This is a genomic window from Afipia sp. OHSU_II-C1 (genome assembly GCF_000497575.1).
Taxonomy (GTDB): domain Bacteria; phylum Pseudomonadota; class Alphaproteobacteria; order Rhizobiales; family Xanthobacteraceae; genus Afipia.
Map to the genome: position 1 here is coordinate 103,716 of NZ_APJI01000015.1, position 26,627 is coordinate 130,342.

A 26,627-nucleotide genomic window follows, 5' to 3' on the forward strand; every position below is an offset into this window, starting at 1 on the left:
ACCGCGAGAGGTAAAGAAAGGATCATCGCGCCGACGTGGTTTCTTTGGCTGATTCTTTGACGGCTTCCCTGGAGACAGTGACAGCCTGCGGCGCGCTTGCACAACATCCGAGCCGATCGAGCAAACCGCTCAGCTTGACGGCATCGGCATCGGAGAGTTTTGAGCCGATATGCCGCTCGATCGCAGCGGAATAGGAGTTCCACATCTTCTTCTGCAATTCGCGTCCGGCATCGGTGATCTCGACGAACAGGCCGCGCTTGTCCATCTTGCACTCGCGACGCGCCGCAAGACCTTCCTCGACCAGACGATCGATCAGACGCGACGTCGAATACTGCGGCAACAGCATCTGCTTTTCGAGTTCGACCGGGCGAAGTTCGCCGCTTGGCGCGCGCGAGAGCTCGAGCAGCGCGTCGTACCAGGCGAGCGGCGGAAAGCCGGCCTTCTTGAGATCCTGCTCGACAGCGCCGAGCACCTTGCCCTGAACCCGCATCAGACGGATCCAGACCTCTGTCGCCTCGGTGGATGGTTTGCGCTTCATGGTGTCGTCCGTGCCGGTGGGGCTATCCCAGCTTACCCTAATAAATGCAGTTGCATCAATCTTGACATACCTGCATTTAGGAGACGGTCATAGGCCTTGCCAATGCCCCAATGTTCAAATTTTCAAAAGGGATACCTCCCATGAAACTGTATTATTCGCCCGGCGCCTGCTCGCTCTCCCCCCATATCGCCCTGAAAGAGGCCGGTCTGCCGTTCGACCTGGTCAGGGTCGACCTGAAAGCGAAGAAGCTCGAGGACGGCAGCGACTACACGGCGGTAAACCCCAAGGGTCAGGTGCCGGCGCTCGGCCTCACCAATGGCGACCTGCTGACCGAAGGCGCCGTTATCGTCCAGATGATCGCCGATTCCGCGCCGCAGAAAAATCTGGCACCCGCCGCAGGCTCCAGCGAACGTTACAAGCTCCAGGAATGGCTGAATTTCATCGCCAGTGAACTGCACAAGAACTTCAGCCCGCTGTTCCAGCCGGTGCTCTCCGACGACACCAAGGCGTTCTTCAAGGACCGCTTGATGGGCAAGTTCAAGTACATCGATCAGGCCCTGAAGGGCCGGGATTATGTGATGGGCAGCCAGTTCACCGTGCCGGATGCCTATCTCTTCACGATGCTTGCCTGGGCGGATCGCGTCGGCCTCGACATTTCCGCCCTTTCGAATCTGACCGCCTACAAGGCGCGTGTCGCTGCACGGCCGAAGGTGCAGGAAGCGCTCAGCGCCGAAGGATTGCTGAAGGCCTCGTAACCGCGATTACCTAACATGACAAAGGCGGGATCGATGATCCCGCCTTTTTCTTTATCCGATGGCGGCGAACGGTTACGCCGCAGCTCTCTTCGGCGCAAAGCGGCCATAGAATGTCTCGCCCTTGGCGGCCATGTCGATCAGAAGCTTCGGCGGCGTGAAGCGCGAGCCGTACTTCTTCTCGAGCCTGTGACACAGCTCGACGAAGGTCTTGGTGCCCATGAAGTCGATGTAGGACAGCGTGCCACCGGTGAACGGCGCGAAGCCGAACCCGAGGATCGAGCCGACATCCGCTTCGCGCGGATCGGTGATGACATGATCCTCGACCGTGCGCGCGGCTTCCACCGCCTGCACCACAAGGAAACGCTGCTTCAGTTCCTCGACATCCAGCGTGTCCGGATCGAGATGCTTGGATTGCAAGCTCGTCAGCTCCGGCCACAGCTTCTTCTGACCCTTGCCCTTCTCGGGATAGTCGTAGAAGCCCTTGCCGTTCTTGCGGCCGAACCGTCCGCGCTTCTCCACCATCTCGACCAGCAGCGCTTTCTGCTCCGGATCGACCGACTGTGCGCCCATGTCGGCCTCGGTGGCCTTGAGGATCTTCAGCGACAGATCGATGGCGACCTCGTCGTTGAGCGACAACGGACCGACCGGCATACCGGCCATCTTGCCGACATTCTCGATCATCGCCGGCGGCACGCCTTCCTTGAACATCTCGTAGCCTTCGGAGATGTAGCGCAGCACGCAACGGTTGGCGAAGAAACCGCGCGAGTCATTGACCACGATCGGCGTCTTGTTGATCTGCCTCACGTAGTCCAGCGCGGTGGCGAGCGCCAGATCGCCGGTGTTCTTGCCGACGATGATCTCCACCAGCATCATCTTCTCGACCGGCGAGAAGAAGTGGATGCCGATGAACTTCGACTGGTCCTTCCATTCCTCGGCCAGCGAATTGATCGGCAGCGTGGAGGTGTTGGACGCGAAGATCGCGCCATCGCGCAGCAGCGGCTGGGCCTTGGCATAGGTCTCGGCCTTGACCTTGCGGTCCTCGAACACGGCCTCGATCACCAGATCGCAATCCTTGATTGCATTGTAATCCGGCGTGGCGGTGATGCGCGCGAGAATGGCGTCGGCCTTGTCCTGCTTCATGCGGCCCTTGGCGATCTGGCCGTCAAGCATGACCTTGGCGTGGCCCTTTCCCTTGTCGGCGCTTTCCTGATCGCGGTCGATCAGCACCACATCAATGCCGGCCTGCGCCGACACGAAGCCAACACTGGCGCCCATGAAACCCGCGCCGATGACGGCAAGCTTCTTGACCTTGGTCGGCGGCACGTTCTGCGGACGACGCGCGCCCTTGTTGAGTTCCTGCATCGACACGAACAGCGAGCGGATCATCGCCGCCGCTTCCTTCGAGCGCAGGATCTTCGAGAAGTAACGCGACTCGACGCGCAGCGCCGCATCCATCGGCAACTGAAGGCCTTCATAAACGCACTGCATGATCGCGCGCGCAGCCGGATAGTTGTCGTAAGTCTCGCGGCGCAGGATCGCATTCGCCGGCGGGAAGAACTGCATGCCGGCCTTCGAATAGACCGCGCCGCCGGGCAGCTTGAAGCCCTTCTCGTCCCAAGGCGCGACGGCCTTGCCGCCCGCCTTGATCCAGTCCTTCGCAGCCTTGATGAGATCGGCCGCGGGCACCACCGCGCCGACGATGCCGAGCGCCGTGGCCTTCTTCAGATCGATGGCGTCGCCCTTGAGCAACATCTGCACCGCTTCCATCGGCTGGATCATGCGCGGGAGCCGCTGCGTGCCGCCGCCGCCCGGGAACAGACCGACCTTGATCTCGGGCAGGCCGAGACGGGTCTTCGGATTGTCCGACGCAACGCGATAGTGACAGGCCAGCGCCAGTTCGAATGCGCCGCCGAAGGCGAGGCCGTTGATCGCCGCGACCCACGGCTTGCCCGAGGTCTCGATCTTGCGCAGGTTCTGCGAAAGCCTGGAGACCTCGTCGAAGACGTACTTGTTGGCGGCTTCTTCACCCTTGGTCTTGAGCATCTCCGCGTGATTGCGGTTCATGCCTTCCAGCATGGTCAGGTCGGCGCCGCCGGAGAACGCTTCCTTGCCGGAGGTGATGACGACACCCTTGATCGCTGCGTCCTTGGTGGTCGCATCGACGATCGCGGCGAGCTCGGTGCCGGTGGTTTCGTCCAGCACGTTCATTGACTTGCCGGGAATGTCCCAGGTCACGACGGCAATGCCGTCCGCGTCGGTCTCAACCTTGAAATTCTTGTAGGTCATTATCCAACTCCCTCAATGCCTGCAGCCGTCGGGCGCGGCGGTTATCACTGCTCCCCTCCCCCTTGTGGGGAGGGGCCGGGGGTGGGGTCTCTGTTTCTCTGAGACATCACCCCACCCCGGCTCACTCCGTTCGCCGACCCTCCCCATCAAGGGGAGGGAAAAGGGTCAAACGCGCTCTATGATGGTCGCGGTGCCCATGCCGCCGCCGATGCACAGCGTGACGAGAGCGGTGGATTTGTTGGTGCGCTCGAGTTCATCGAGCACGGTGCCGAGAATCATCGCACCGGTCGCGCCGAGCGGATGGCCCATGGCAATCGCGCCGCCATTGACGTTGATCTTGTCGTTGTCGATTCCGAAGGCCTGGATGTAGCGCAGCACCACGGAGGCGAAGGCCTCGTTGAGTTCGAACAGATCGATATCCGACAGCTTCATGCCGGAACGCTCCAGCACCTTCTTGGTGACGTCGACCGGGCCGGTCAGCATCATCGCGGGCTCGGAGCCGATGTTCGCGAACGCGCGGATTTTCGCGCGCGGCTTCAGATCGCGCTTCTTGCCGGCTTCGGCATTACCGAGCAGCACCGCGGCGGCGCCATCGACGATGCCCGACGAATTGCCCGCGTGATGCACGTAGTTCACGCCCTCGATTTCGGGATGCGACTGCACGGCCACCGCGTCGAAGCCACCCATCGCGCCCATTGCGGCGAATGACGGCTGCAACTGCGCCAGCGACTGCATCGTCGTGCCTGGACGCATATGCTCGTCCTTGTCGAGAATGGTGATGCCGTTGATATCCTTCACCGGAACCACGGAGTTCTTGAAGCGCCCTTCGCTCCACGCCTTGGCCGCGCGATCCTGGCTTTGCACGGCGTAGGCATCGACGTCATCGCGGGAGAAGCCGTACTTGGTGGCGATCAGATCCGCCGCGACGCCCTGCGGCATGAAGTAGCTCGGCACCGCCATGGAGGGGTCCACCGGCCACGCCGTGCCGGACGAGAGAATGCCGACGCGGCTCATGGATTCCGCGCCGCCGCCGATGGTGAGTTCGTGCTGGCCGGACATGACCTGTGCGGCAGCGAAGTTGACGGCGTCGAGACCGGAAGCACAGAAGCGGCTGATCTGGATGCCCGGCACCGCCTCGCCGAGACCGGCGCCCAGCGCGGCGAAGCGCGCGATATCGCCGCCAGCCTCGCCGACCGGATCGACAACGCCAAGGATGACATCGTCCACCGTGTCCTCTTGAAGATTGTTGCGCTGCTTGAGCGCCTTCAGCGGCGCGGTCGCCAGCGCCAGCGCCGTGACTTCGTGCAGAGAGCCGTCGGATTTGCCTTTGCCGCGCGGCGTGCGGACATGATCGTAGATAAATGCCTCAGGCATGACGCCCTCCCTTGAGACCAAGTGATTGATGAATTCTCGCGCCGGGGTCCGGCGCGAGGAAACTGAAAAGCTCAGAACGCCTCGGCAGACAGTTCCATCATCGAGTCCGCGCCGGTCTGGATACGCGCGAGGCGCAGCGCCGTCTCCGGCAGCATCCGTTCCATGAAGAACCTGCCTGTCACAAGCTTGGACTTCAGGTAGGGCTGCTCGCCGGACTCCGCCAGCTTGTCCTGCGCAACTTTGGCCATGCGCGCCCACATGTAACCGATCGCGACCAGGCCGAAGAGATGCATGTAGTCGGTGGAGGCCGCACCAGCGTTGTCCGGCTTGGCCATCGCGTTCTGCATCAGCCACATGGTGGCCTGCTGAAGGTCCTTCACCGCCGCGCTGAGCGGCGCGATGTAGGGCTTCATCGCTTCATTGCCGGCGTTCTCCTTGGAGAAGGCAGCGACTTCGTTGAAGAACGTAGTGATCGCACGTCCACCGGCACGGCCGAGCTTGCGGCCGACCAGATCCAGCGCCTGGATGCCATTGGCGCCTTCGTAAAGCATCGTGATGCGAGCATCGCGCACGAATTGCTCCACGCCGGTCTCGACGATGAAACCGTGACCACCGAACATCTGCTGGGCGGCAACCGCGTTGGCAAAACCCTGATCGGTCAGCACGCCTTTGATGACCGGGGTCAGAAGACCCATGTGGTCGTCGGCGGCCTCGCGCTCCTTCGGGTCGTCGGAGCGATGCGCCACGTCGCTTTTCAGCGATGTCCACACCACGAGCGCGCGCGCACCTTCGTTGAACGCACGGATCGACATCAGCGTGCGGCGCACGTCGGGATGAACAATGATCGGATCGGCGGGCTTGTCGGGAGCCTTCACGCCGCTGATGGAGCGACCCTGCAGGCGGTCCTTCGCATAGGCGACCGCGTTCTGGTAGGCAACTTCGGACTGCGACAGGCCCTGAACGCCGACGCCGAGACGCGCCTCGTTCATCATCACGAACATCGCCTCCATGCCCTTGTTCTCGGCGCCGACCAGGTTGCCGACCGCGTTGTCGAAATTCAGCACGCAGGTCGAATTGCCGTGAATGCCCATCTTGTGTTCGATCGAACCGCATGACACGCCGTTCGATCCGCCGAGCGAGCCATCGGGATTGATCTTCCTTTTCGGAACGACGAACAGCGAGACGCCCTTGATGCCGGCCGGCGCGCCTTCGATTCGCGCCAGCACCAGATGCACGATGTTTTCGGTGAGATCCTGCTCGCCGCCGGAAATGAAGATCTTGGTGCCCGTAATCTTGTAGGTGCCGTCGGCCTGCTTGACCGCCTTTGTACGCATCAGGCCGAGGTCGGTGCCGCACTGCGGTTCGGTCAGGTTCATGGTGCCGGTCCATTTGCCGGTGACCATGTTGGGCACAAAGGTGTTCTTCTGTTCCGGTGTGCCGTGCACGAGAAGCGCCGCCATGGCGCCCTGGGTCAGGCCGCCGTACATGCCAAAGGCCATGTTGGCCGACGACATGAATTCGCTGACCGTTTCCGACAGTGACGCCGGCAGGCCCTGCCCGCCGTATTCCTGCGGCGCCGCCAGGCCGATCCAGCCGCCATCGGCGAATTGCTTGAATGCTTCCTTGAAACCCTTTGGCGTCGTGACGCTGCCGTCGTCGTGACGCGTGCAGCCTTCCTGATCGCCGCTATGGTTCAGCGGATGAAGCACCTGCTCGGCGAGCTTGGCGGCTTCGTCGAAAATCGCGGCGCGGACATCTGCCGTCGCGTCGCTGAAGCCTGGAAGGTTGTTGTATTTATCGATCTGAAAGACATCGTTGAGAAGGAAGGTTACGTCTTCGACGGGCGCTTTGTAGATCGTCATGGAATGTCTCTCGGCTCAGAATTGAACGGGGATTGCGCAAATTGTTTTGCGATGCGTCGCATCAGCACATGGACTGCCTTCGATGACCCGACCATGACATCGAAATGCGCGATACGCGCCGTTGTCGGCAAGCGCGATTGTATCGACACCATTCATATCGACGCCTTCGATCTCTCGGAATTCAACCACGGCAGAAGTGCATCGCCCATTCCCCGGACAGGACCTGCCGGGTCGCGTTGCCATATTCCGCCAAGAAATCCATACACATCTGTACGGAGCCTAGCGCGCACCGCCTTTTTGTGTCAATACACTTGTGCATGGTTGGAGTTGCAGAAGCCTCACTCTCGAAAGACCGCCTCACCCGCGAGCAATGGATTGCCCACGGGCTGCGGACACTTGCCCGGCAAGGCGCCGCCGCGCTGAAAACCGGCATGATGGCCGAAGGCCTGCAGGTCTCAAGAGGCAGTTTCTACTGGCATTTCAATAGCATCGCCGATTTTCGCACCCAGCTCCTGGCGACCTGGCAGGAGCGCGCGACCGATGGAGTGATCCGCGAGATTGACTCATCGATCATAGGGCCTGCGCGGCTGACTTATTTGATGAAGATGGCTTTTAACGAAGACAGAAGCCTTGATCGCGCCTTCCGCTCATGGGCCGCCTCGGATGCCGATGCAGCCAAGGTTGTCGCGACCGTCGATGCCCGTCGGGTCGCTTATATCGCCAAGCTCCTGCGAGAATCCGGCGTTGATGCCAGGGCGTCGATCCCTCGCGCAGAGTTCATTTACTGGGCCTATATCGGGCAGTCGTCGGTCATGAATTCCGCTCACTGCACAATCACGGAACAGGATCTCGGCGATCTCAGCGGCCTGTTTACGCGGCCGTCCTCCAGCTGACGCCTCAGGCCCGAGAATTATTAATAGGGCTGCCGGCGTTTCATTAACCCGGTATTTACCGTAACGCGAAAAAGTCGGGACTGGAAACAGACGTCTCGCGTCGAAATTTGATTGTCTCTTCAATGGGACGCGGGGGTCTGAAGCGCACTGGCAGGAGCCAGCGCCAAGACCGGACCAAGGCATGACAGCGCGCGTATCGTGGAGTGTTGACGGAATCGAGCCATCGGTCCGCGAAAGGGCCGAAGCTTCCGCGCGCCGTGCCGGTATGTCCTTGGGAGACTGGCTGAATTCGGCAATCGGCAGCCCCGCAGCCGCACCCCGCGAAGCCCAGGACGTCGCCGAAATCCATAAGCGGCTGGATTCGATCAGCCGCCAAGTCGAGCATATTTCGCGTGCTCCGGGTGCCCCGAAAAACGATCCAGCCGTTGCGCGGCAACTGAACGACGCCATTTCGCGGCTCGATGCCCGGTTGTCGCAGATCTCAAGCGGCACCCAGCCCCCGCCCCCGCCGTATCAGGCTGCTCCGGCTGCCCGCACTGCCCCCGTCACGTCGCCCAGCATGTCTCCGATGGATTTCTCCATCGCGGAAATCGTTGCGCGGCAGGGCGAACTCGACGGCGCGCCGCGCGCCATGCCGCAGCCGTCCGTGCGGATGCCGCCGCCATCATTCGTGAACCATGCACCGCCGATCCAGCCGCAGGCCGACTTCTCCGGTCTTGAGCGGCAGTTGTCCCAGATCACCAGCCAGATCGAAATGCTGCGCCGGCCCGATGGCATCGAGCAGTCGATCGCCTCGTTCCGCAGCGAGCTGAGTGAGATCCGGCAGGCGATCACCGAGGCGATGCCGCGTCGCGCGATCGAATCCCTCGAAGGCGAAATCCGCTCGCTCGGACGGCGCATCGACGAGACGCGCTCCAGCGGCATCGACAGCACGGCGCTGTCCGGCATCGAACGTGCGCTGTCTGACATCTACAGCGAACTGCGCGCGCTCAAGCCCGCCGAACAACTCGCCGGCTTTGACGACGCGATCCGCAATCTTGGCGGCAAGATCGATACCATCGTGCGATCCAGTCACGATCCGGCAACGGTTCGGCAGCTGGAAGACGCCATCGCAGCGCTCAAGGTGATCGTCTCGAATGTCGCATCGAATGATGCGCTGAACGAACTCGCCGGTCATGTCCAGACTCTGTCGGTCAAGGTCGATCAGCTCGCACGAGCGGGCGGCAGCGGCGATATTCTGTCGGCGCTCGAACAACGTATCGCCGTGCTGACCACGGCGCTTGAACAGCGCGAGCGCCCGCCCGCGGGCGACACGGTCTATTTCGACAATGCGGTTCGCACGATTTCGGACCGGCTCGACAATCTTCAGGTCGGCAATGGCAGCGCTGCGTCGCTCAGCCATGTCGAACAGCGCGTCCATCATCTTCTTGAACGGCTTGAAGCGTCGGAGACGCGCGGCGGAAACCTCGCACGGGTCGAAGAAGGGCTGTCCGACATTCTCCGTCATCTCGAAAACCAGCGCGTCAGCAGCGCAGCAGGTGATCCGGGCCTGCGCGCCGTTGCGCCGATGGACAGCGAGTTTGTCGACACCCTCAAGCGTGAACTGACCGACATCCGCTTCAGCCAGTCGGAAACCAACCGGCATACGCAGGATTCGCTCGAAGCCGTTCACAACACGCTCAGCCACGTCGTCGACCGGCTGGCGCAGATCGAGGGCGATCTGCGCAACGCACGGACTGCTGCTCCCGCAACACGCGAGATGCCGCGCGAGCAGGCCATGCCTGCCCCCCGCGCACGCGAGGCCTATGCGCCGGAGCCGCCACGCCCCGCCACATCGTTCGCGCCGGTGCAGCGCCCCGAAATGCCGAATCCGGCTGCGGCGCAGGCTCCGATTGCACGCCCGCAAGCCGCGCAATCCGCCGCGCAGGCGCTCGACATCGCGCAGCCTTCCAGCGTGGAAGCCCCTTCCGCTGCACCGGCATCAGTGCGTCCGCCTCCGACCCCGCGCAGTCCGATCGATCCCAGCCTGCCGCCGGATCATCCGCTGGAGCCGGGCACCCGCATGCAGCCATTGCGCGGCGGGTCCAGCCCGTCCGAACGCATTGCCGCATCGGAAGTTGTTCTGAACGAGATTTCCGCGAGCAAGCAGGAACCGGTCAGTTCGACCAACTTCATTCAGGCCGCGCGCCGCGCCGCGCAGGCCGCCGCGGCCGCGCCTCCGGCAGCCACCGGGCCGAAACCAAACCGCGTCACCGCGCTCAACGATGCCGCCCGCAACGCCGCCAAGGCTGCGGCGATCGGAGATTCCGGCATCTCCTCGAAGATCCGCGCCCTTCTGGTGGGCGCAAGCGTCGTCGTGATCGTGCTCGGCACCGTCAAGATGGGCATGAATCTGCTCAGCGGACACGACAGTTCGAACTCGTCGCTGCCTGCCGAATCCAGCGTGACGCCGCCGGTTCCGCCGCCTGCGCCGGAAAACGGACCGCGCTCCGACGCTTCGCCTGCGCTCACGCCGTCGATGACCTCGCCGACACTGCTCACGCGACAGTCACCGATGAGCGGGCCGCAGATCATTTCAGTCCCTCAGATGCCTTCGATTCCTGCTGCAGCTCCCGCTGAACCTGTCGCGGCGCCGGCCGCAGCTCCCGTTGCGCCCGACGTTACCGGCTCGATCCTCACGCCGCAGGAACGGGTGTCCGTGACCATCCCATCAGGCGCAAAGACCACTGCGAAAATCAAGCTGACCCCGGTCGCGGACAAATTGCCCGAAGCCATCGGCAGCGCCGCACTTCGCAACGCGGCCAACCGGGGCGAGCCGGGTGCAGCCTTTGAAATCGGCGTGCGCTACGCCGAAGGCCGCGGCGTTGCGGCTGACTATACCACCGCAGCGAAATGGTATGAGCGCGCCTCAGCAGGCGGCATTGTCCCAGCGACATTCCGCCTTGGTACGCTTTACGAGAAGGGACTCGGCCTGAAGAAGGACATCGAGACCGCACGCGGCTACTACCTGCAGGCCGCCGAGAAGGGCAGCGCCAAGGCGATGCATAACCTCGCGGTGCTCGACGCTGACGGCGGCGGCGCGGGACCGAACTACAAGAGCGCGTCGCAATGGTTCCGCAAGGCAGCCGAGCGCGGCGTCGCGGACAGCCAGTTCAATCTCGGCATTCTCTATGCCCGCGGCATTGGCGTGGAGCAGAATCTCGCCGAATCCTTCAAATGGTTCAGCTTGGCCGCAGCCCAGGGCGACGGGGATTCCGGCCGCAAGCGCGACGATATCGCCAAGCGCCTCGATGCCCAGTCGCTTGCCGCAGCAAAACTCGCAGTCCAGACCTTCACGCCCGAAGGACAGCCCGACGAAGCCACCGCCGTTGGCGCGCCGGCCGGCGGATGGGACGTCGCCGCACCCGCAACGCCTGCGGCGAAGTCGGCCAAGACGGCCGCGAAAAGCGCAAGCCGGTAGTCCCGCAGATCCGCTGAGCGAGCGCACCGAGGACAGCGGCCGCGTTAAGATTAACGCGGCACAATCCCGAAACCACACCGCGCATTTTTCGGCCCGCCAGCCGGATTCTCTAGCGCGCCCGCAAACGATTTCGGCTAAGCAGAAGCGCGGCGCATGACCCGCGTCGCGGCACACTCACTGCTGCGAGGTCCCGGACCCGCGCAAAATCCAAGCGAACGCGCGTGCAACTTTTCCTCCCGATCGCCGACATTCCGGTCAATATCTTTCTCATCCTGACGATGGGCGCGGCGGTCGGATTTGTGTCCGGCATGTTCGGCATCGGCGGCGGATTCCTGATGACGCCGCTGCTGATCTTCGTCGGAATTTCACCGGCGGTCGCCGTCGCCTCGGTCTCAAGCCACATGGCGGCCTCGTCGTTCTCCGGCGCGCTGTCCTATTGGCGCAAGCGCGCGATCGACCCGGCGCTATCCATGATCCTGCTCTGCGGCGGTGTCACAGGCACGGCATTGGGCGTGTGGATTTTCGCGTTGCTGCGATCGGTCGGGCAACTCGATCTGATCATCGCGCTGTCGTATGTGGTGCTGCTCACTGCGGTCGGCACCCTGATGTTCCTTGAAGGCCTGCGCGCCATCTTGCGGGCGCGGCGCGGCAACACTGTCATTACCCGGCGCGCGCGGGCTCAGGGCTGGATTCTCGGCCTGCCGCTGAAGATGCGCTTCAAGCGTTCCAAGATTTATCTATCGGTGATCCCGGTGATCGCCGTCGGACTGCTGGTCGGCTTTCTCGGCGCCATCATGGGCATCGGCGGCAGCTTTCTGCTGATCCCGATCATGATCTATGTGCTGCGGGTGCCCACCGCGACGGTGATCGGCACCTCGATGGCACTGACACTGGTGACGATGGTGATGGCGACCGTGCTGCATGCCGTAACCAATCACCTCGTCGACGCAGTGCTGGCGCTGGTGCTGATGGTGGGCGGCGTCATCGGCGCGCAGTTCGGTGCGCGGGCCGGGCAGCGAATCCGCGGCGAGCATCTGCGCCTGCTGCTTGGACTTCTGATCCTGTCGGTTGGTATCCGCTTTGCGGTCGAACTGGTGATCCGTCCGCAGGAGCTCTATTCCATTCGCGATCTGGGGATCGGCGGATGAAACACCGCGCGCTCCCCTTCCTTGCCGCATTGTTGCTCACCCTCGCCGCGGGCAGCATCACCGCGAACGCGGAAAACCTGATCGTCTCGGTTTCCAACCACCGCGTCACGGTGACGCCGAATTATTCCGGAGAAGAACTTGTCCTGTTCGGATCGATCGAACGCGACAGCAAATCCAAGCCTCCCGGCATAGCCTACGACATCGTGGTGACGGTGAGCGGGCCGCGCGCCGACATGGTCACCCGGCGCAAGGAGCGCAAGCTCGGCATCTGGATCAATGTCGATTCACGCCAGTTCATTCAGGTCCCGGCCTATCTCGGGATCTTTGCCAACCGTCCGATCGACAACATCGCTTCGCCGGATGTGCAGCGCCGGCAGCAGATTGGCATGGCCAGCTTTCCTTTGCCGCAGCGCATGGGGCCCGATGTCGCCAACACGGTCGCGAGCGACCCGTTCCGAACCGCCTTCGTGCGGCTGCGCACCGACCACGGGCTTTATCGCGAACAGACCAATGCGGTGACATTCCTTACGCCGACGCTGTTTCGGACCGGCATTCCGCTGCCCGCGGAGGTGCCGACCGGAACCTACACTGTCGACATCAAGCTGTTCGCCGACGGCGCGGTTCTCGCCAAAACGGAAACCGCGTTTGAAATCGTCAAGGTCGGCTTCGAACAGTTCGTCGCCAATTCCGCCCGCTATCATGGGCTGCTCTATGGTCTGGCCACCGCGATGATGGCGATCATGACCGGATGGCTCGCGTCTGTGGTCTTCCGCAGGGATTAGAAGAAGAAACCTGCGATCATCGCGACGACGCAGATCGCCATTGCCGCCGTCGACAGCCACCCCAGCCAGAGCAGCGGACCGGTGATCGCAAACTTGCTCATCACATCGCGGCGGCGCGCCATGACCATCAACAGAACCATGACGGGCACCGCGAGCACGCCGTTGATCACAGCGCTCCAGTACAATGCCGAGATCGGATTGATCGGCGTAAAATTAAGACCGATGCCGATACCGGCCGACAATGCCAGCACCGAATAAAACGCCCGCGCTTCACGCGGCTTGCGGGCAAGGCCGACCGGCCATCGGCGGCCCTCGCCGATCGCGTAAGCTGCAGACCCCGCGAGCACCGGAACGGCCAGCAACCCGGTACCGATAATGCCGAGCGCGAAAATGAACTCGGCAAAAACACCGGCAATCGGTTTGAGTGCTTCCGCCGCCTGCGCGGACGATTCGATGTCGGTTTTACCCGCCGCATTCAGTGTCGCCGCTGCCGTGATGATGATCGAGATCGCAATCAGATTCGAGAACGCCATCCCCACAATGGTGTCAGCGCGGATGCGGTGAAACTCCTTCTGTGCTCCATGGTGCTCTTCTACGAGCGGCCGCTTCTTCGAATCGATACGCTGCTCCTCCGCCTCCTGAGAGGCTTGCCAGAAGAACAGATAGGGGGAGATGGTCGTGCCGAGGATGGCGACCAGCGTGGTCAGGAACGCTGATGTCCATTGCACATGCGGGATACCGATTCCGCGCAGCGCATCACCCCACGAGACTTTCGTCACCGCAAGCGCAGCGACGTAAGCGAACAGGCTGAGCGTCAGCCATTTCAACACGGAGCTGTAACGTTTGTAGTCGAGAAAAATCTGAGCAACAGTCGAGGCCACACCGAACACCAGCACGTAGAGAAAGCCGGGACCACCGATCAAAAGCTTGAGCGCATCGCCCATGGCCGCCAGATCCGCTGCGATATTGATCGTGTTGGCGATGAAGAGCAGTGCCACGATGATGTTGAGCACCCAGACTGGGTAATGGCGGCAGACATTGCCGGCGATGCCAAGGCCTGTGACGCGACCAACCCGAGCAGAGATTTCCTGAATCGCCACCATCAGCGGGAATGTCAGCAGCATGGTCCAGCCGATGCCGTAACCCAGCTGCGCACCCGCCTGGCTATAAGTCCCGATGCCGGACGGATCGTCATCCGAGGCACCGGTGATGAGGCCGGGGCCGAGCGTCTTCAGAAAGCCGCGCAGGCTGGATGGCCTCTGCTGCTCGTCTTTATGCCCCGGCTTTTCCGGCTCTGGCTTCTTCCGGTGATCGTTTTTCTGATGTGTCATGCTCGCGTCCGGCCGCGGCAGACAACGGCCCCGGCGAGCGCTGGTTCCGTTGAGCCTTGATGGATGGCACCGACGGCCGGGTTACCAGATAAATGCCGAGTGCAACCGGTACAATCCCGAGAATATCCGCCAGCGTGACGTGCTCGCCGAGCAGGAGCCAGCCGAACAGCACCCCGAGCGGCGGCATCAGGAAGTGGTAAGAGCTCGCCGCCGTCGCGCCCATGACGCGGATCAGGTGCTGCCACAGCAGGTAGCCGACCAGCGATCCAAGCAGGGTCAGATAGGCGAGCGACAACAACAGCCGCCCGGTCGGCACAATCTCCGAGATGCTTTCGAATGAAAACGCAAACGGGATCAGCACCAATCCGCCTGCGAGGTTCTGCACCGCGTTGCCGATCAGTATGCCGCCCTGCGGCGCAAGTTTCTTGTAAAGAATGGTGCCCGCGACGATCGAGAGCAGCGCGCAGAAGGTGAAAATCAGACCCGTCGCATTGTCCTGACCGCCGCCTGTGGAAAGACGATGCGTGACGATAAAGCCCACGCCGCCAACGCCGAGCACGAGACCGATGATCTTTTGCAGGGTCAGCCTCTCGCTGAGAAACATCGCGGCCAACACGGCGGTCAGCACAGGATTGGCGCTGACCACGAGCGTGCCCAGACCGGCGGAGACGGTGCGCAGCCCGACATAGCCGAGACCGAGATACATCGCGTTGTTGGCGATACCGATCACGACGAATGCGAAAAGATCGCGCCTGGTCAAAGCGATCTCTCCGGGCTTGAGAGCCGCGAGTCCAAGCATGATCAGTCCGGCCAGCAGAAAGCGCGTCATAAGCAGCATTAACGGCGGGCAATCGGCGAGCGCTACCTTGGCGACCGCGAACGACAGGCTCCAGACCACGCAAAACAAGGCAATCTGGAACGGCAGCCAATGACTGCGCGTACTCTGAGCGGGCAACGGGACGGCGATGGACATGGCTGTCTCCTTCGCCTCCCGAAATAGGCCTCTTCATTGTCATTTGAAAATTAAATGATAAAATCATAATCAGTGGAAAAATAAATAGGTGCGGCTATGCTGGATCTCGAGCTTCTGCGCAGCTTCGTCTCTGTGGTGGAATCCGGCGGCTTTACCCGCGCCGGCGAACGCGTCCACCGCACGCAATCCACCGTGAGCCAGCAGATCAAGCGTCTCGAAGACGACTTCGGCCGTATCTTGCTCAATCGCAACGGCAAGACGGTGACACCCACCGAAGACGGCGAGCGCCTGCTCTCCTATGCACGGCGGATTCTGTCGCTGGCGGAAGAAGCACGCGACGTTCTCGTGCGTCCGGCGACGGAAGGCGCGGTACGGCTCGGCATCCCGGAGGATTTCGCCGCGTATCGATTGACCCAGCTACTGGCGAACTTCGCGCGGTCGCGGCCGGGCGTGCGACTCGACGTGCGCGCCGACCAGAGCACCTATCTGCGCCGCGACCTCGAACGCGGCGACATTGATCTGGCGCTGATCAAGCGTGACGCCGGCGAAAAAGGCGGCATTGCGGTGTGGCCGGAGCGCGTGCACTGGGTGACCAGCAAGAAGAACCCAATCGACGCAAAGGCACAGTCGCTGCCGCTGGTGTTCTTCGCGATCGGATGCCTCTATCGAACCCGCGCGATCCATTCCATCGAGTCGGCCGGACGCAACTGGCACATGGCCTATACCAGTTCGAGCCTGTCCGGCATTCAGGCGGCGGTGGCCGCAGGGCTCGGGCTCAGCATCCTTCCGCAAATTGCCATTCAGCCTGATCATCGCGTGCTGACGGCAAAGGATGGTTTCGCTCCAATCGACAAGACCGAAGTCGCGCTGGTGGCGTCACCTGAGGCAAGTCCGGCTACGCTTCGTCTTGCTGATCGTCTTGCGGAATTTTGCAGTGAGGTTCAGGAGAAGGCCGCCTGAGCGTTCAGTAACACCGCGACGCCGCGATGGTATGCACGCGGCGATCGCCGAGCACATGCGCGGTGAAGGCCAGGGTCTGGAAGATTGCCGCAAAGGCCACATCGCGAATGCTGAGGCCACCGGTATAGGCGCCGAATGCCGGCATCACCGCCCGCTCCCCGTCGCTGGCAAAGCATCGCCGCTCGACCGAACGGCCGCGTGTCGAGACACGCGCCTTGGGATGAAGATGGCCTGCGATCTCGCCAACCGCACCGGTCGGCTCATGGCGAAACACAATCGGCCCTATGGCGACCTCGTCCGCGACCGTACCGCCAAGATCGCGCGGCAGTGCCGGATCGTGATTGCCGGAAATCCAGATCCAGTCGCGCCGCATCTGCAAGGTGGATAGTGCTTCGCGGTCATCCGGCGACAGCCGTTCATGCGCTTCGCGATCATGGAAGCTGTCACCCAGCGCAATCACCGTGCGCGGATCGTGGCGCGCGATCACCGCTCCGAGCCGGGCCAACGTCGCCGCCGTATCGAACGGCGGCAGCAGCACACCGCGCTGCGCGAAGCTGGAACCCTTTTCAAGATGCAGATCGGAAACGACCAGCAGGCGCTCATCTTCCCAGAACAACGCACCGGCGATATCCGCGGTGAACGTCACGCCCGCGACAGTCACTTCTGGAACCCGATCTGCCGCCTGCGCGCCGTGCATCTCTTGTCAATCCTGATCGGGCGACATCGCCTCTTTGACGAGTTCCTCGGCGGCTTCCGCCAGCAACTCGTCAGACGCTTCGCCATAAACCGCTTCGCGGCCGATTTCCAGCATCACCGGCACCGCCAGCGGCGATACCCGGTCGAGCTCCTTGTGCGTGATTCGGCCCTTGATCCGGATCAGCATATCGCTGAGACGGCGAATATCCAAAAGACCGGTCGCGGCATCGGCTCGCGCCGCGCGCAACAGCACATGGTCAGGCTGATGCTTGCGCAAAACATCGTAGACGAGATCGGTCGAGAACAGCACCTGCCGGCGCGATTTCTCCTCGCCGGTGAACCGCCGCGCGATCAGGCCCGAGATCACGGCGCAGGTGCGGAACGTGCGCTTCATCAGCGCAGATTCCGCGAGCCACGCTTCGAGGTCATCGCCGAGCATGTCGGCATCGAACAGCGCGTCGAGATTGAGCCGATCGCTCCGGATCATCGACGACATATCGCCGAGCGACCACACCGCGAGCGCGTATTCATTAGCGACAAAGCCGAGCGGCTTGGCGCGCGCCCGCTCCAGCCGCCGTGTCAGCAACATGCCGAGCGTCTGGTGTGCAAGACGCCCTTCGAACGGATAGCAGACGAGATAATGCTTGTCAGCGCGCGGAAATGTTTCGACGATCAGCTCGCGCGGCCCCGGCACGCGGGAAAACGCGGCCTGCAGCGACAGCCATTCGCGGACCTGATCGGGCAGCCCTTTCCATGCACGCTGGTCCGCGAGCAGCAGGCGCACGCGCTCGGCCAGATAGGTCGAGAGCGGGAACTTGCCGCCCATATAGGAAGGCACCTTGGCATTGGCATCGTTGCTGCGCGATACATAAACCTCATCCTCCATCAACGCTTCGTAACGCACCACCTCGCCGCCGAACACAAACGTGTCGCCGGGCACGAGCCCCTCGATGAAGTATTCTTCGATCTGGCCGAGCATCCGCCCGCCCCGCGCAATCGCGCCGGTGGAGCCCGACCCCTTGCTGCGGCCACGCACCAGCTTCACTTTCAGCATCGGCTCTTCAACGATGGTACCGACGTTGAGACGGTAGCTCTGGCGCACGCGCGGATTGGCGACCCGCCACCTTCCGGCCTTGTCCTGCTTGATGCGAGCAAACCGCTCATAGCTTTTCAGCGCGTACCCCCCAGTCGCCACAAAGTCGATCACATCATCGAAGTCCTTGCGCGGCAAATCGAGATACGGCGCGGCACTGCGCACTTCCTCATAAAGAGCATCGGCGAAAAATGGCTCGCCGCAGGCGCAGCCAAGAACATGCTGCGCGAGCACATCGAGCGATCCGGTCCGCTGCGGCGGCGTGTCCTGCGCGTTCTCCGCGACCGCATCGATGGCGGCACGGCATTCCAGCACCTCGAAACGATTGGCCGGGACCATAACCGCGCGCGACGGCTCATCGAGGCGGTGGTTGGCGCGGCCGATCCGCTGCATCAGCCGCGATGCTCCTTTCGGCGCCCCGACATTGATGACGAGATCGATATCGCCCCAGTCGATGCCAAGATCGAGCGACGAAGTGCAGACCACGCCGCGCAGCTTGCCCGCCGCCATCGCGTCCTCGACCTTGCGACGCTGCGCGACATCGAGCGAGCCGTGATGCAGAGCTATCGCCAGCCCGTCGTCATTGATCCGCCACAGATCCTGAAACAGCATCTCCGCCTGTGCACGCGTATTGACGAACATCAGCGACGTCTTGTTGGCCTTCACCAGATCGTAGATTTCGCCAAGCGCGTGGCGCGCCATGTGTCCCGCCCACGGCAGTCGCTCCTTTGTATCGAGCATTTCGACAATGGGGGCCGCGCCCGCATCCGCGATGACAAGATCGGCCATACGCTCAATGCCCGATTGCTGCGGCACCAGATAGCGGCGCAGATCATCCGGCTCCGCGACCGTCGCCGACAGACCCACTGTCGTGGCCTGCGGCGCGAGCCGCCATAGCCGCGCGAGGCCGAGCGACAGCAGATCGCCGCGCTTCGACGTTACCAGCGCGTGCAGCTCGTCGAGCACAATCCGCTTCAGCGACGAGAAAAGATACGGCGCGTCATCGGACGAGAGCAGCAGCGCAAGCTGTTCGGGCGTGGTCAGCAGAATGTCCGGCGGGTATTTGCGCTGCCGCTGCCGCCGCGACACCGGCGTGTCGCCGGTGCGGGTCTCGACCCGAACCGGCAGCTTCATGTCGGCGATCGGCCGTTCGAGATTGCGAGCGATGTCGACCGCCAGCGCCTTGAGCGGCGAGATATAGAGCGTGTGCAGGCCACCACTGCGCACAACGCTGCGTCCCGTCGACATTGTTTTCGCGGATTTCAGTTGCGGCGAGCCGAGTTCCACGAGTGTCGGCAGAAATCCCGCCAGCGTCTTGCCCGCGCCGGTCGGTGCGATCAGCAAGGCGGACCTGTTATCCTGCGCTTTTGCCAGCAGATCGAGCTGATGCGCGCGCGGCGACCAGCCCCGCGCCGCGAACCAGCGCTGGAAAATCCCGGGCAGCAAATCGGGCGATGTCGGGGTCTTGGTGTCCACCGCCTAGAAGTAAGGCGTCACGCGGTCGCGGTCGAGAGCAGCGCGGAAATCCGCCCTGCCCTCGCACGTATTATTTTATCCGCTATTGGCTGACCGGCTTTGCATCGAGATCCCAGTCCTTGCCGTTGAATGTTCCGATAAACAACGTCTTGATCGGCGAATAATCATCGGGCGAGGTTGAATAGGTAATACCGGGCAGGAAAATCGGCGCCTTGTAGCCGGCCAGCGACGTGGCGTGCTTCAGAACATTGGCATGGGTCAGTTCATCGCCGCACTTTTCGAGAATGCGGGCCATGGTCACCGCCTGCGAATACCCCTGGAACGCGATAGTGTTGTCCTGATCGACATTCGGCAAATACTTTGTCCGCAGCTCCTGAAATCCTTTTACATCCGGATCATCTGCCCATTTGGGACTGCCCACTTCCTTGGTGTAGCTCGCGGCCACGATGCCGATGGCGTTATCCGCGCCGGCGGCATTCAAAATCGACCGGCCACTCGACGTGCTGACCAACAGATGCAGCGGCTTCCAGTTAAGCTCCGCGACCTTGCGGATCGATTGCGACGTCGCCTTGCCGGTGGAGATATTGTAGAAAACATCCGCGCCGGATTTCGACAGATTGATCATCTGCGAATCGATGGTCGGGTCCGTGAGATCGTAGGACGCCTCCGCGACGACCTTCACCTTGCCGCCGGCTTCCGTCAGAATCTCCTTGAACGAATTCATGTAGTCGCGGCCGAACTCGTCGTTCTGGTAGAGGATGGCAACCTTCGCGTCCGGCTTCTTTTGCAACAGATAGCGCGCAAGGATCCGGCCCTCGGTCGGATAGAGCGGCAGGCCCGGCGTGGTCCATTTGAAATTCTTTGGATCGTTCCAGCGCCCTGCGCCAGTGTTGAGAAGAAGCTGCGGGATGTTCTTGCCGTTGAGATACTTCTGCACGGCGGTCTGGGGGCCGGTGCCGAGCGAGCCAAACAACGCGAGCACTTCCTCCTGCTCGACCAGACGCCGCGTCGCCTCGACCGTCTTCGGCGCGCTGTAAGAGTCATCCAGCGTCAGGAACGTGACCTTGCGCCCGTTGATGCCACCCTTTTCATTCAGCATCTGGAAATACGCCGCCTGGGTGCGGCCGATCACGCCATAGAGCGAACCCGGCCCGGAATGCGGCACGGTCTGGCCGAGCTTGATTTCGGTGTCGCTCGCACCCGGGTCGTATTTCTTCTGCGCCTGCGCGGCGGATGCCACCATCAGAACGGCCGCCGAGAACGCAGCGCCGGCGGCAAACGACTTCATCGTCTTTTTCATTTCTTGTTGTCTCCCTGAACTGATTCAGCAGCATTCTGCGATGCCTTTTGATTCTCCGGACGTATTCCCCGTGGATCGGATGCAGATCACGGCATCCTGCCGTGCGATGCCGCCCTGTCTTGCGTTTTGGCGTCACGGCCGGTCTTTTTGCCCGGTCGCCGCAGGTCAGCCGTCCTGCCGCACCGTAACCGCCTCTAATTCCAGTAAAATTTCGTGAAGTCACCCTGCGTCAATTTGGCTCAGGTGTGGCCCGCGAGGTACAGCCGAACAGCCCGAGAACCGCTAAGCAGAAGAGCAATCTGAAGTGGAATTCCATGCAGAAGTTTCTGATCGCGGCCGCGCTCGTCGCAACGACGGCAAGCGCCCATGCTGCGGACCCTCCTGCCAAAATCGCGTTCAAGAAAGCGCCTGTCGCAGCGACCACCTATGACTGGACCGGTTTGTATGCGGGCGTGAATGCCGGCGTTGCTGTTGGCGGCGAAGGCCGCTCCGGCCTCAATGTGCTCGGCTTCGGCGGCTCGTTCGAAACCTTCAACCTCGCCTCGCTGGGCGTCGTTGGCGGCGGCCAGGCCGGATACAACTATCAGTTCGGTAACTGGGTGATCGGCGCGGAAGCCGATATTCAGGGCATCGGCAATCAGAATCACGCCAACTGCATTCTGACCTGCAACGCGCTCAACAGCGCCATGCTTCAGCAGGACATGACATGGTTCGGCACGGTGCGCGGGCGCGTCGGCTACGCATCCGGCCCCATTCTCAATTACTTCACCGGCGGCTTTGCTTACGGCGGCGTCAAGGTGACTGACGCGCAGCGCCTGTTCGGCGTCAACGTCGGCACTTTCGCCATTGAGCAGACCAGAACCGGGTTCGTTCTGGGCAGCGGCATCGAGGCTGCTGTCGGCGGCAACTGGACTGCGAAGATCGAATATCTCTATGTCGATCTCGGCTCAATCAATCAGGCTTTCACACTTGTCGGGATTCCTCATGTCCTCGGCACCGAGGTGCGCGAGAGCATTTTCCGCGCCGGTTTGAATTACCGCATCGGCGGCAATGGCAGCCTGTTTGCAGTCACACCTGCCGCGAACTGGACCGGTTTCTACGCAGGCGGCAACGGCGGCTCGGGCATCGCGCGCGACGCCACAACCCATAGCGTCATATCCGGCCTGACAGCCAACAACAATTTCGATCTCGCCCCGCGCGGTTACAACGGCGGATTGCAGGCCGGTTACAGCTGGCAACGCGGCAACGTCGTGTACGGCCTTGAGAGCGATATCCAGTATTCGACGCAGGAGACCGATCGGAGTTGCCTGTTCACCTGCACGCCGACCGCGACTGCTACGTACCGTCAAAAGCTGGACTGGTTCGGCACCGTGCGCGGACGCATTGGATATGGCGTCGGCCCGACGCTGTTCTACGCCACCGGCGGTCTCGCCTATGGCGAGGTCAAGACCCGCGTGACCGAGACCATCACCACGCTTGGAATCAACGGGACGGCGGGTTTCAAGGATGTGCGTGCCGGCTGGGCGCTGGGCGCCGGCGTCGAGACGCCACTTGAATTGTTCGACTGGTTCAAGCCCGGCCAGTGGAGCGTCAAGACCGAGTATCTCTACATCGATCTCGGCAGCGCATCGAACAGCTATAACCTCAACGGCATTCCGCACACCCTGACGACGGAAGAGACCAATCACATTTTCCGCACCGGCGTGAATTACCACTTCGATACGCCGGTGACCGCCAGGTACTGATCGCAGCGGTCAGGCCTTGCTTGCGGTGACGACCAGACCCGGCACAGGCTCGCCGGCCTCGATGCGGGTCGATGCCGGCGTGATCGCGCAAAGCGTCAGTCCAGCAGCGGCAATGGCGCCGCGCAGATAAGCCTCGCTGTGAGCATAGCGCAGTCCGGGGCCGAGAATCACGCCCTTGCCAACGTGCGTCTCGACCGTGAATGCCAAGAGGCCCAGCGGCTTCAGCACGCGCGCGGCTTCATGCAACAACGCATCCAGTTCCGGAACATAAACGAAAGCGTCCGCCGCGATGACCAGGTCTGCGCTGGCGTCGCTCTCGGCCTGCAAACCCTGCAGCATGTCAGTGACATCCAGACGCGCATAGAGACCCGTGTCGCGCGCGCGCTCGATCATGCCGGACGACAGGTCGACGCCAATAAACTCATCAGCCAGTGAGGCGAACTCGCGGGCGACAAGGCCGGTCCCGCATCCGAGATCAATCGCACGCATGAAATGGACCGGCAGCTTTGCCGCGTGACGCACAGCCAGCACGGCCTTAAGCAGAACCGCGGGCCCGCAATAATCGAGATCATTGACCAACGTCTTGTCGAACCGCGGCGCATACTGATCGAACAGCGCTCGTACATAGCCCGGCGGCATGGTGGAGAGATCTTCGACGCCGAGGCGCATCAGCCGCAGCTTCGCGCCATGCCGGTCGTCCGGATCGGCATCGCGCGCGCGCAAATACGCCGTCACCGCATCGTCGCGCTGGCCCATCTGCTCACGCAAGTCGCCGAGCGCGAACCATGCCGAGGCAAAACCGGGCTCCAGCTCCACGGCCTGCATCATCAGGTCGGCGGCGGCGGAAAAATCCCCGCGCAATTGCAGGTCGCGCCCGAAGTCATAGCGCCGGTCGGCGATCAGATTTCCGGAGGACAGGAACAACGAGGCAGGCATGGACTTGATCTGAACCTCAAACAGAGCCGAGCGGGATTTACCAGACTCCAATGCGTTTTCGGAGCGACTATATAACCTAGTGGAGTGGATTTGACATTCGCTCCCTGCTCCCGCGAGTCCGCAAGCGAATGTCAAATCCAAAACTCCACTAGAAACCTATATTTGCTGGTGGTCCCTTGATTCTAACATTCGCAAGGGTGCCTGCCGAGACGCGATGCGAATGTTAGAATCGGACCACTAGAGATGCGCCCGCAAGACATCCTGATGCCCGTCGCCGCCGGCCTTTGCTGCAAGCCCGGCGGCTTTCATATCGATCCGGTGCGGCCGGTCGAGCGGGCGCTGATTACCCATGGCCACTCCGATCATGCCCGCCCTGGCCATGGTGCGGTGCTGGCGACGCAGGAAACTCTCGACATCATGAGGCTGCGCTATGGCGACAATTTCGCCCGCACCACGCAGGCGATCTCCTACGGCGAGACCATCAAGCTCGGCGATGTTAGCGTGACGTTTCATCCCGCCGGTCATGTGCTGGGCTCGGCGCAGATCGCCGTCACCGGCGGCAAGACAAAAATCGTCGCGTCGGGCGACTACAAGGACACGCCCGATCCGACCTGCACGCCGTTCGAGGTTGTGCCGTGCGATGTGTTTATCACCGAGGCGACATTCGGGCTCCCGGTCTTCCGCCACAGCAATGTCGAGGGCGAAATTGCGAAACTGCTCGCGTCCGTCGCGTTGTTTCCGGAGCGCGCGCATCTTGTGGGCGCCTATTCGCTTGGCAAGGCCCAGCGCGTCATCGCGATGATCCGCGCCGCGGGCTACGATGCACCGATCTACATGCACGGCGCGATGGAGAAGATCACGCGCTACTATGAAGGCCGCGGTATCCATCTTGGCGAGTTGCGGCTGGCAAAGGGGATGAAGAAAGCCGATCTCGCCGGGACCATCACACTGGCTCCTCCGTCCGCCATCACTGACATCTGGACGAGGCGTTTTCCCGATCCCGTTGCCGCATTTGCCTCAGGCTGGATGCGGGTGCGCGCCCGCGCGCGGCAAAAGGGCATCGAACTGCCGCTGGTGATCTCCGATCACGCCGACTGGGACGGATTATGCGCGACGATCGACGCCACCGGCGCAGGCGAAATCTGGGTCACCCATGGCCAGGAAGACGCACTGGTTCACTGGTGTCAGTCGAGGGGCCTCAAAGCGCGGCCGCTGGATCTGGTCGGCTATGGCGACGAGGACGAAGGCGCTGCGCCGGAAGAGGCGGCGCCATGAATCGATTCGCGCATCTGCTCGACCGCCTTGCCTATGAGCCCGGCCGCAACAACAAGCTGCGGCTGATCACGAACTATTTCCGCGAAGTGCCGGACCCCGATCGCGGCTGGGCGCTGGCGGCGCTGACCGGCGCGTTGTCGTTCCGTCATGCCAAGGCTGGCCTCATTCGTGATCTGATCGCCGCGCGAACCGATCCGGTGCTGTTCGCGTTGTCGTATGATTACGTCGGCGACCTGTCGGAAACTGTCGCGCTGATGTGGCCGACGGACCGGCGGGCGACGAATTCACCGCCGCCACCGACGCTCACGGAAGTCGTCACCACGTTCAACACGCTGGGTAAGACCGAAATCCCCGCACAACTGGCGCGCTGGCTCGACGAACTGGATGAGACCGGCCGCTGGGCGCTGCTGAAACTGGTCACCGGCGGTCTTCGTATCGGCGTCTCCGCACGATTGGCAAAAACAGCAGCCGCAGCCCTTGGCGACAAGGACGCCCATGACGTCGAACTAATATGGCCGGGGCTGACCCCGCCCTATCTCGACCTGTTCGCGTGGCTGGAAGGCCGCGCCGACAAGCCCGTCAACCGCGACCCGGCGCCGTTCCATCCCGTGATGCTGGCACATGCCATCGAGGACTCAGACTTTACCAATCTCGCGCCGGAAGACTTCACCGCCGAATGGAAATGGGATGGCATCCGTGTGCAGGCGGTAAGTGGAAAGGACGAGCGCGGCAATCTTCTCACGCGGCTCTATTCACGCACCGGCGAGGACATCACCAGGAGCTTTCCCGATCTGGTGCCATCCCTGAGACTGCCCGGCGCGCTCGACGGTGAACTGCTGGTGCTGCGCGACGGGCGCGTTCAGACGTTCAACGTCTTGCAGCAACGGCTCAACCGAAAATCCGTCACGCCAAAATTGATGAAGGATTATCCGATTCATATGCGCGCCTACGATCTGCTGAGTGACGGCGACAACGACCTGCGCATGCTGACCTTCACTGAGCGGCGCGCAAAACTTGAGAACTTTGTGGCGCAGCTCAATGATCCGCGCATCGACCTTTCGCCGCAAGTCTCGTTCAAGACGTGGGACGATCTCGCCGCTGCACGAGCCGACCCTGCGAGTGCCGGAGCCGGGGAGGATTCGGAGGCCATCGAGGGCGTGATGCTGAAACGCCGCGACGCGCCATATTTGCCTGGCCGGCCGAAAGGCCAATGGTGGAAATGGAAACGCGATCCGCACATCATCGATGCGGTCCTGATGTATGCGCAGCGCGGTCACGGCAAGCGCTCGTCTTATTATTCCGACTACACCTTCGGCGTCTGGACCAGCGTCGACGGCGCGGATCAACTCGTGCCGGTCGGCAAGGCCTATTTCGGTTTCACCGACGACGAGTTGATTCAAATCGACCGCTTCGTCCGCCGCCACACCACCGAGAAGTTCGGCCCGGTGCGTCATGTGGTGCACGAGCCGGACCAGGGACTGGTGTTCGAGGTCGCGTTCGAGGGACTGGCGCGCTCGGCGCGGCACAAGTCCGGTGTCGCCATGCGCTTCCCCCGCATCAGCCGATTGCGATGGGACAAGCCACCGCGCGATGCCGACCGGCTGGAAACACTTGAACGGATGTTAATCTCCGAGAGTAAAATTCTCTCTCCTGCCGCTGCGGATAGCCATTGACGACGGCAAGACAGTCCCCCATCTGGCGTGCCAGTGTCCTGAATCCGAAGTTCGCGCGATCCCGCAGAGCC

At 62.3% G+C, this 26,627-nt stretch carries 19 protein-coding genes; 9 read left to right on the forward strand and 10 right to left on the reverse strand.

What is annotated here, in order from left to right:
• Positions 1–22 precede the first annotated feature (22 nt).
• Positions 23–538, reverse strand: coding sequence for a MarR family transcriptional regulator (locus I554_RS0117110; protein WP_024577220.1), 516 nt, complete (start codon positions 536–538; stop codon positions 23–25).
• A 140-nt stretch (positions 539–678) separates the two neighbouring features.
• On the opposite strand from I554_RS0117110, the gene gstA reads away from it, so the two are divergent.
• Positions 679–1,293 carry a glutathione transferase GstA gene (gene gstA, locus I554_RS0117115; RefSeq protein WP_024577219.1) on the forward strand — a complete coding sequence of 205 codons (615 nt, stop codon included), beginning with the start codon at positions 679–681 and terminating at the stop codon, positions 1,291–1,293.
• 72 nt (positions 1,294–1,365) lie between these two features.
• Here gstA and I554_RS0117120 read toward each other — a convergent pair whose 3' ends face one another.
• The 3 genes from I554_RS0117120 to I554_RS0117130 form a co-directional block, all read right to left on the reverse strand.
• Positions 1,366–3,579, reverse strand: a complete 2,214-nt coding sequence (locus I554_RS0117120; RefSeq protein WP_024577218.1) for a 3-hydroxyacyl-CoA dehydrogenase NAD-binding domain-containing protein — start codon at positions 3,577–3,579, stop codon at positions 1,366–1,368.
• A 165-nt stretch (positions 3,580–3,744) separates the two neighbouring features.
• On the reverse strand, positions 3,745–4,953 hold the full coding sequence (locus I554_RS0117125; protein WP_024577217.1) for an acetyl-CoA C-acetyltransferase: 1,209 nt from the start codon (positions 4,951–4,953) through the stop codon (positions 3,745–3,747).
• Positions 4,954–5,024: 71 nt separating this feature from the next.
• Entirely contained in the window at positions 5,025–6,815 is a 1,791-nt protein-coding gene (locus tag I554_RS0117130) for an acyl-CoA dehydrogenase C-terminal domain-containing protein (protein WP_024577216.1), read from the reverse strand.
• Positions 6,816–7,051: 236 nt separating this feature from the next.
• Here I554_RS0117130 and I554_RS0117140 point away from each other — a divergent pair, with 236 nt between their 5' ends.
• The 4 genes from I554_RS0117140 (at position 7,052) to I554_RS0117155 (ending at position 13,098) form a co-directional block, all read left to right on the forward strand.
• Entirely contained in the window at positions 7,052–7,708 is a 657-nt protein-coding gene (locus I554_RS0117140; protein ID WP_343213187.1) for a TetR/AcrR family transcriptional regulator, read from the forward strand.
• A 181-nt stretch (positions 7,709–7,889) separates the two neighbouring features.
• On the forward strand, positions 7,890–11,168 hold the full coding sequence (locus tag I554_RS0117145) for a tetratricopeptide repeat protein (RefSeq protein WP_024577214.1): 3,279 nt from the start codon (positions 7,890–7,892) through the stop codon (positions 11,166–11,168).
• Positions 11,169–11,389: 221 nt separating this feature from the next.
• Complete coding sequence (locus I554_RS0117150; protein ID WP_024577213.1) at positions 11,390–12,316, forward strand: sulfite exporter TauE/SafE family protein; 927 nt, start codon at positions 11,390–11,392, stop codon at positions 12,314–12,316.
• Complete coding sequence (locus I554_RS0117155; RefSeq protein WP_024577212.1) at positions 12,313–13,098, forward strand: TIGR02186 family protein; 786 nt, start codon at positions 12,313–12,315, stop codon at positions 13,096–13,098. Before I554_RS0117150 ends, I554_RS0117155 begins: the two co-directional genes overlap by 4 nt.
• On the opposite strand, the gene I554_RS0117160 is transcribed toward I554_RS0117155, so the two are convergent.
• Positions 13,095–14,429: a divalent metal cation transporter gene (locus I554_RS0117160; RefSeq protein WP_024577211.1), complete on the reverse strand. Its 1,335-nt coding sequence runs from the start codon at positions 14,427–14,429 to the stop codon at positions 13,095–13,097. The genes I554_RS0117155 and I554_RS0117160 overlap by 4 nt on opposite strands.
• Entirely contained in the window at positions 14,371–15,402 is a 1,032-nt protein-coding gene (locus tag I554_RS0117165; protein ID WP_024577210.1) for a DMT family transporter, read from the reverse strand. The genes I554_RS0117160 and I554_RS0117165 overlap by 59 nt, the downstream gene beginning before the upstream one ends.
• 96 nt (positions 15,403–15,498) lie before the next feature.
• On the opposite strand from I554_RS0117165, the gene I554_RS0117170 reads away from it, so the two are divergent.
• Positions 15,499–16,362: a LysR substrate-binding domain-containing protein gene (locus I554_RS0117170; protein ID WP_024577209.1), complete on the forward strand. Its 864-nt coding sequence runs from the start codon at positions 15,499–15,501 to the stop codon at positions 16,360–16,362.
• 4 nt (positions 16,363–16,366) lie between these two features.
• On the opposite strand, the gene pdeM is transcribed toward I554_RS0117170, so the two are convergent.
• The 3 genes from pdeM to I554_RS0117185 all read right to left on the reverse strand — a co-directional run bounded on the left by pdeM (position 16,367) and on the right by I554_RS0117185 (position 20,927).
• A complete protein-coding gene (gene pdeM / locus I554_RS0117175) occupies positions 16,367–17,059 on the reverse strand; it encodes a ligase-associated DNA damage response endonuclease PdeM (RefSeq protein ID WP_024577208.1) in 693 nt (230 codons plus the stop codon).
• 6 nt (positions 17,060–17,065) lie between these two features.
• Complete coding sequence (locus I554_RS0117180; protein ID WP_024577207.1) at positions 17,066–19,627, reverse strand: ligase-associated DNA damage response DEXH box helicase; 2,562 nt, start codon at positions 19,625–19,627, stop codon at positions 17,066–17,068.
• Between the two features lie 82 nt (positions 19,628–19,709).
• Entirely contained in the window at positions 19,710–20,927 is a 1,218-nt protein-coding gene (locus I554_RS0117185) for an ABC transporter substrate-binding protein (protein ID WP_024577206.1), read from the reverse strand.
• A gap of 314 nt (positions 20,928–21,241) precedes the next feature.
• Here I554_RS0117185 and I554_RS0117190 point away from each other — a divergent pair, with 314 nt between their 5' ends.
• Positions 21,242–22,672 (forward strand): outer membrane beta-barrel protein, encoded by a 1,431-nt coding sequence (locus I554_RS0117190; protein ID WP_024577205.1) that lies wholly within the window; start codon positions 21,242–21,244, stop codon positions 22,670–22,672.
• 9 nt (positions 22,673–22,681) lie between these two features.
• On the opposite strand, the gene I554_RS0117195 is transcribed toward I554_RS0117190, so the two are convergent.
• Positions 22,682–23,608 carry a methyltransferase domain-containing protein gene (locus I554_RS0117195; protein WP_024577204.1) on the reverse strand — a complete coding sequence of 309 codons (927 nt, stop codon included), beginning with the start codon at positions 23,606–23,608 and terminating at the stop codon, positions 22,682–22,684.
• 243 nt (positions 23,609–23,851) lie between these two features.
• Here I554_RS0117195 and I554_RS0117200 point away from each other — a divergent pair, with 243 nt between their 5' ends.
• Positions 23,852–24,883: a ligase-associated DNA damage response exonuclease gene (locus tag I554_RS0117200; RefSeq protein ID WP_024577203.1), complete on the forward strand. Its 1,032-nt coding sequence runs from the start codon at positions 23,852–23,854 to the stop codon at positions 24,881–24,883.
• Positions 24,880–26,556 carry a cisplatin damage response ATP-dependent DNA ligase gene (locus I554_RS0117205; protein WP_024577202.1) on the forward strand — a complete coding sequence of 559 codons (1,677 nt, stop codon included), beginning with the start codon at positions 24,880–24,882 and terminating at the stop codon, positions 26,554–26,556. Before I554_RS0117200 ends, I554_RS0117205 begins: the two co-directional genes overlap by 4 nt.
• Positions 26,557–26,627: the final 71 nt, after the last annotated feature.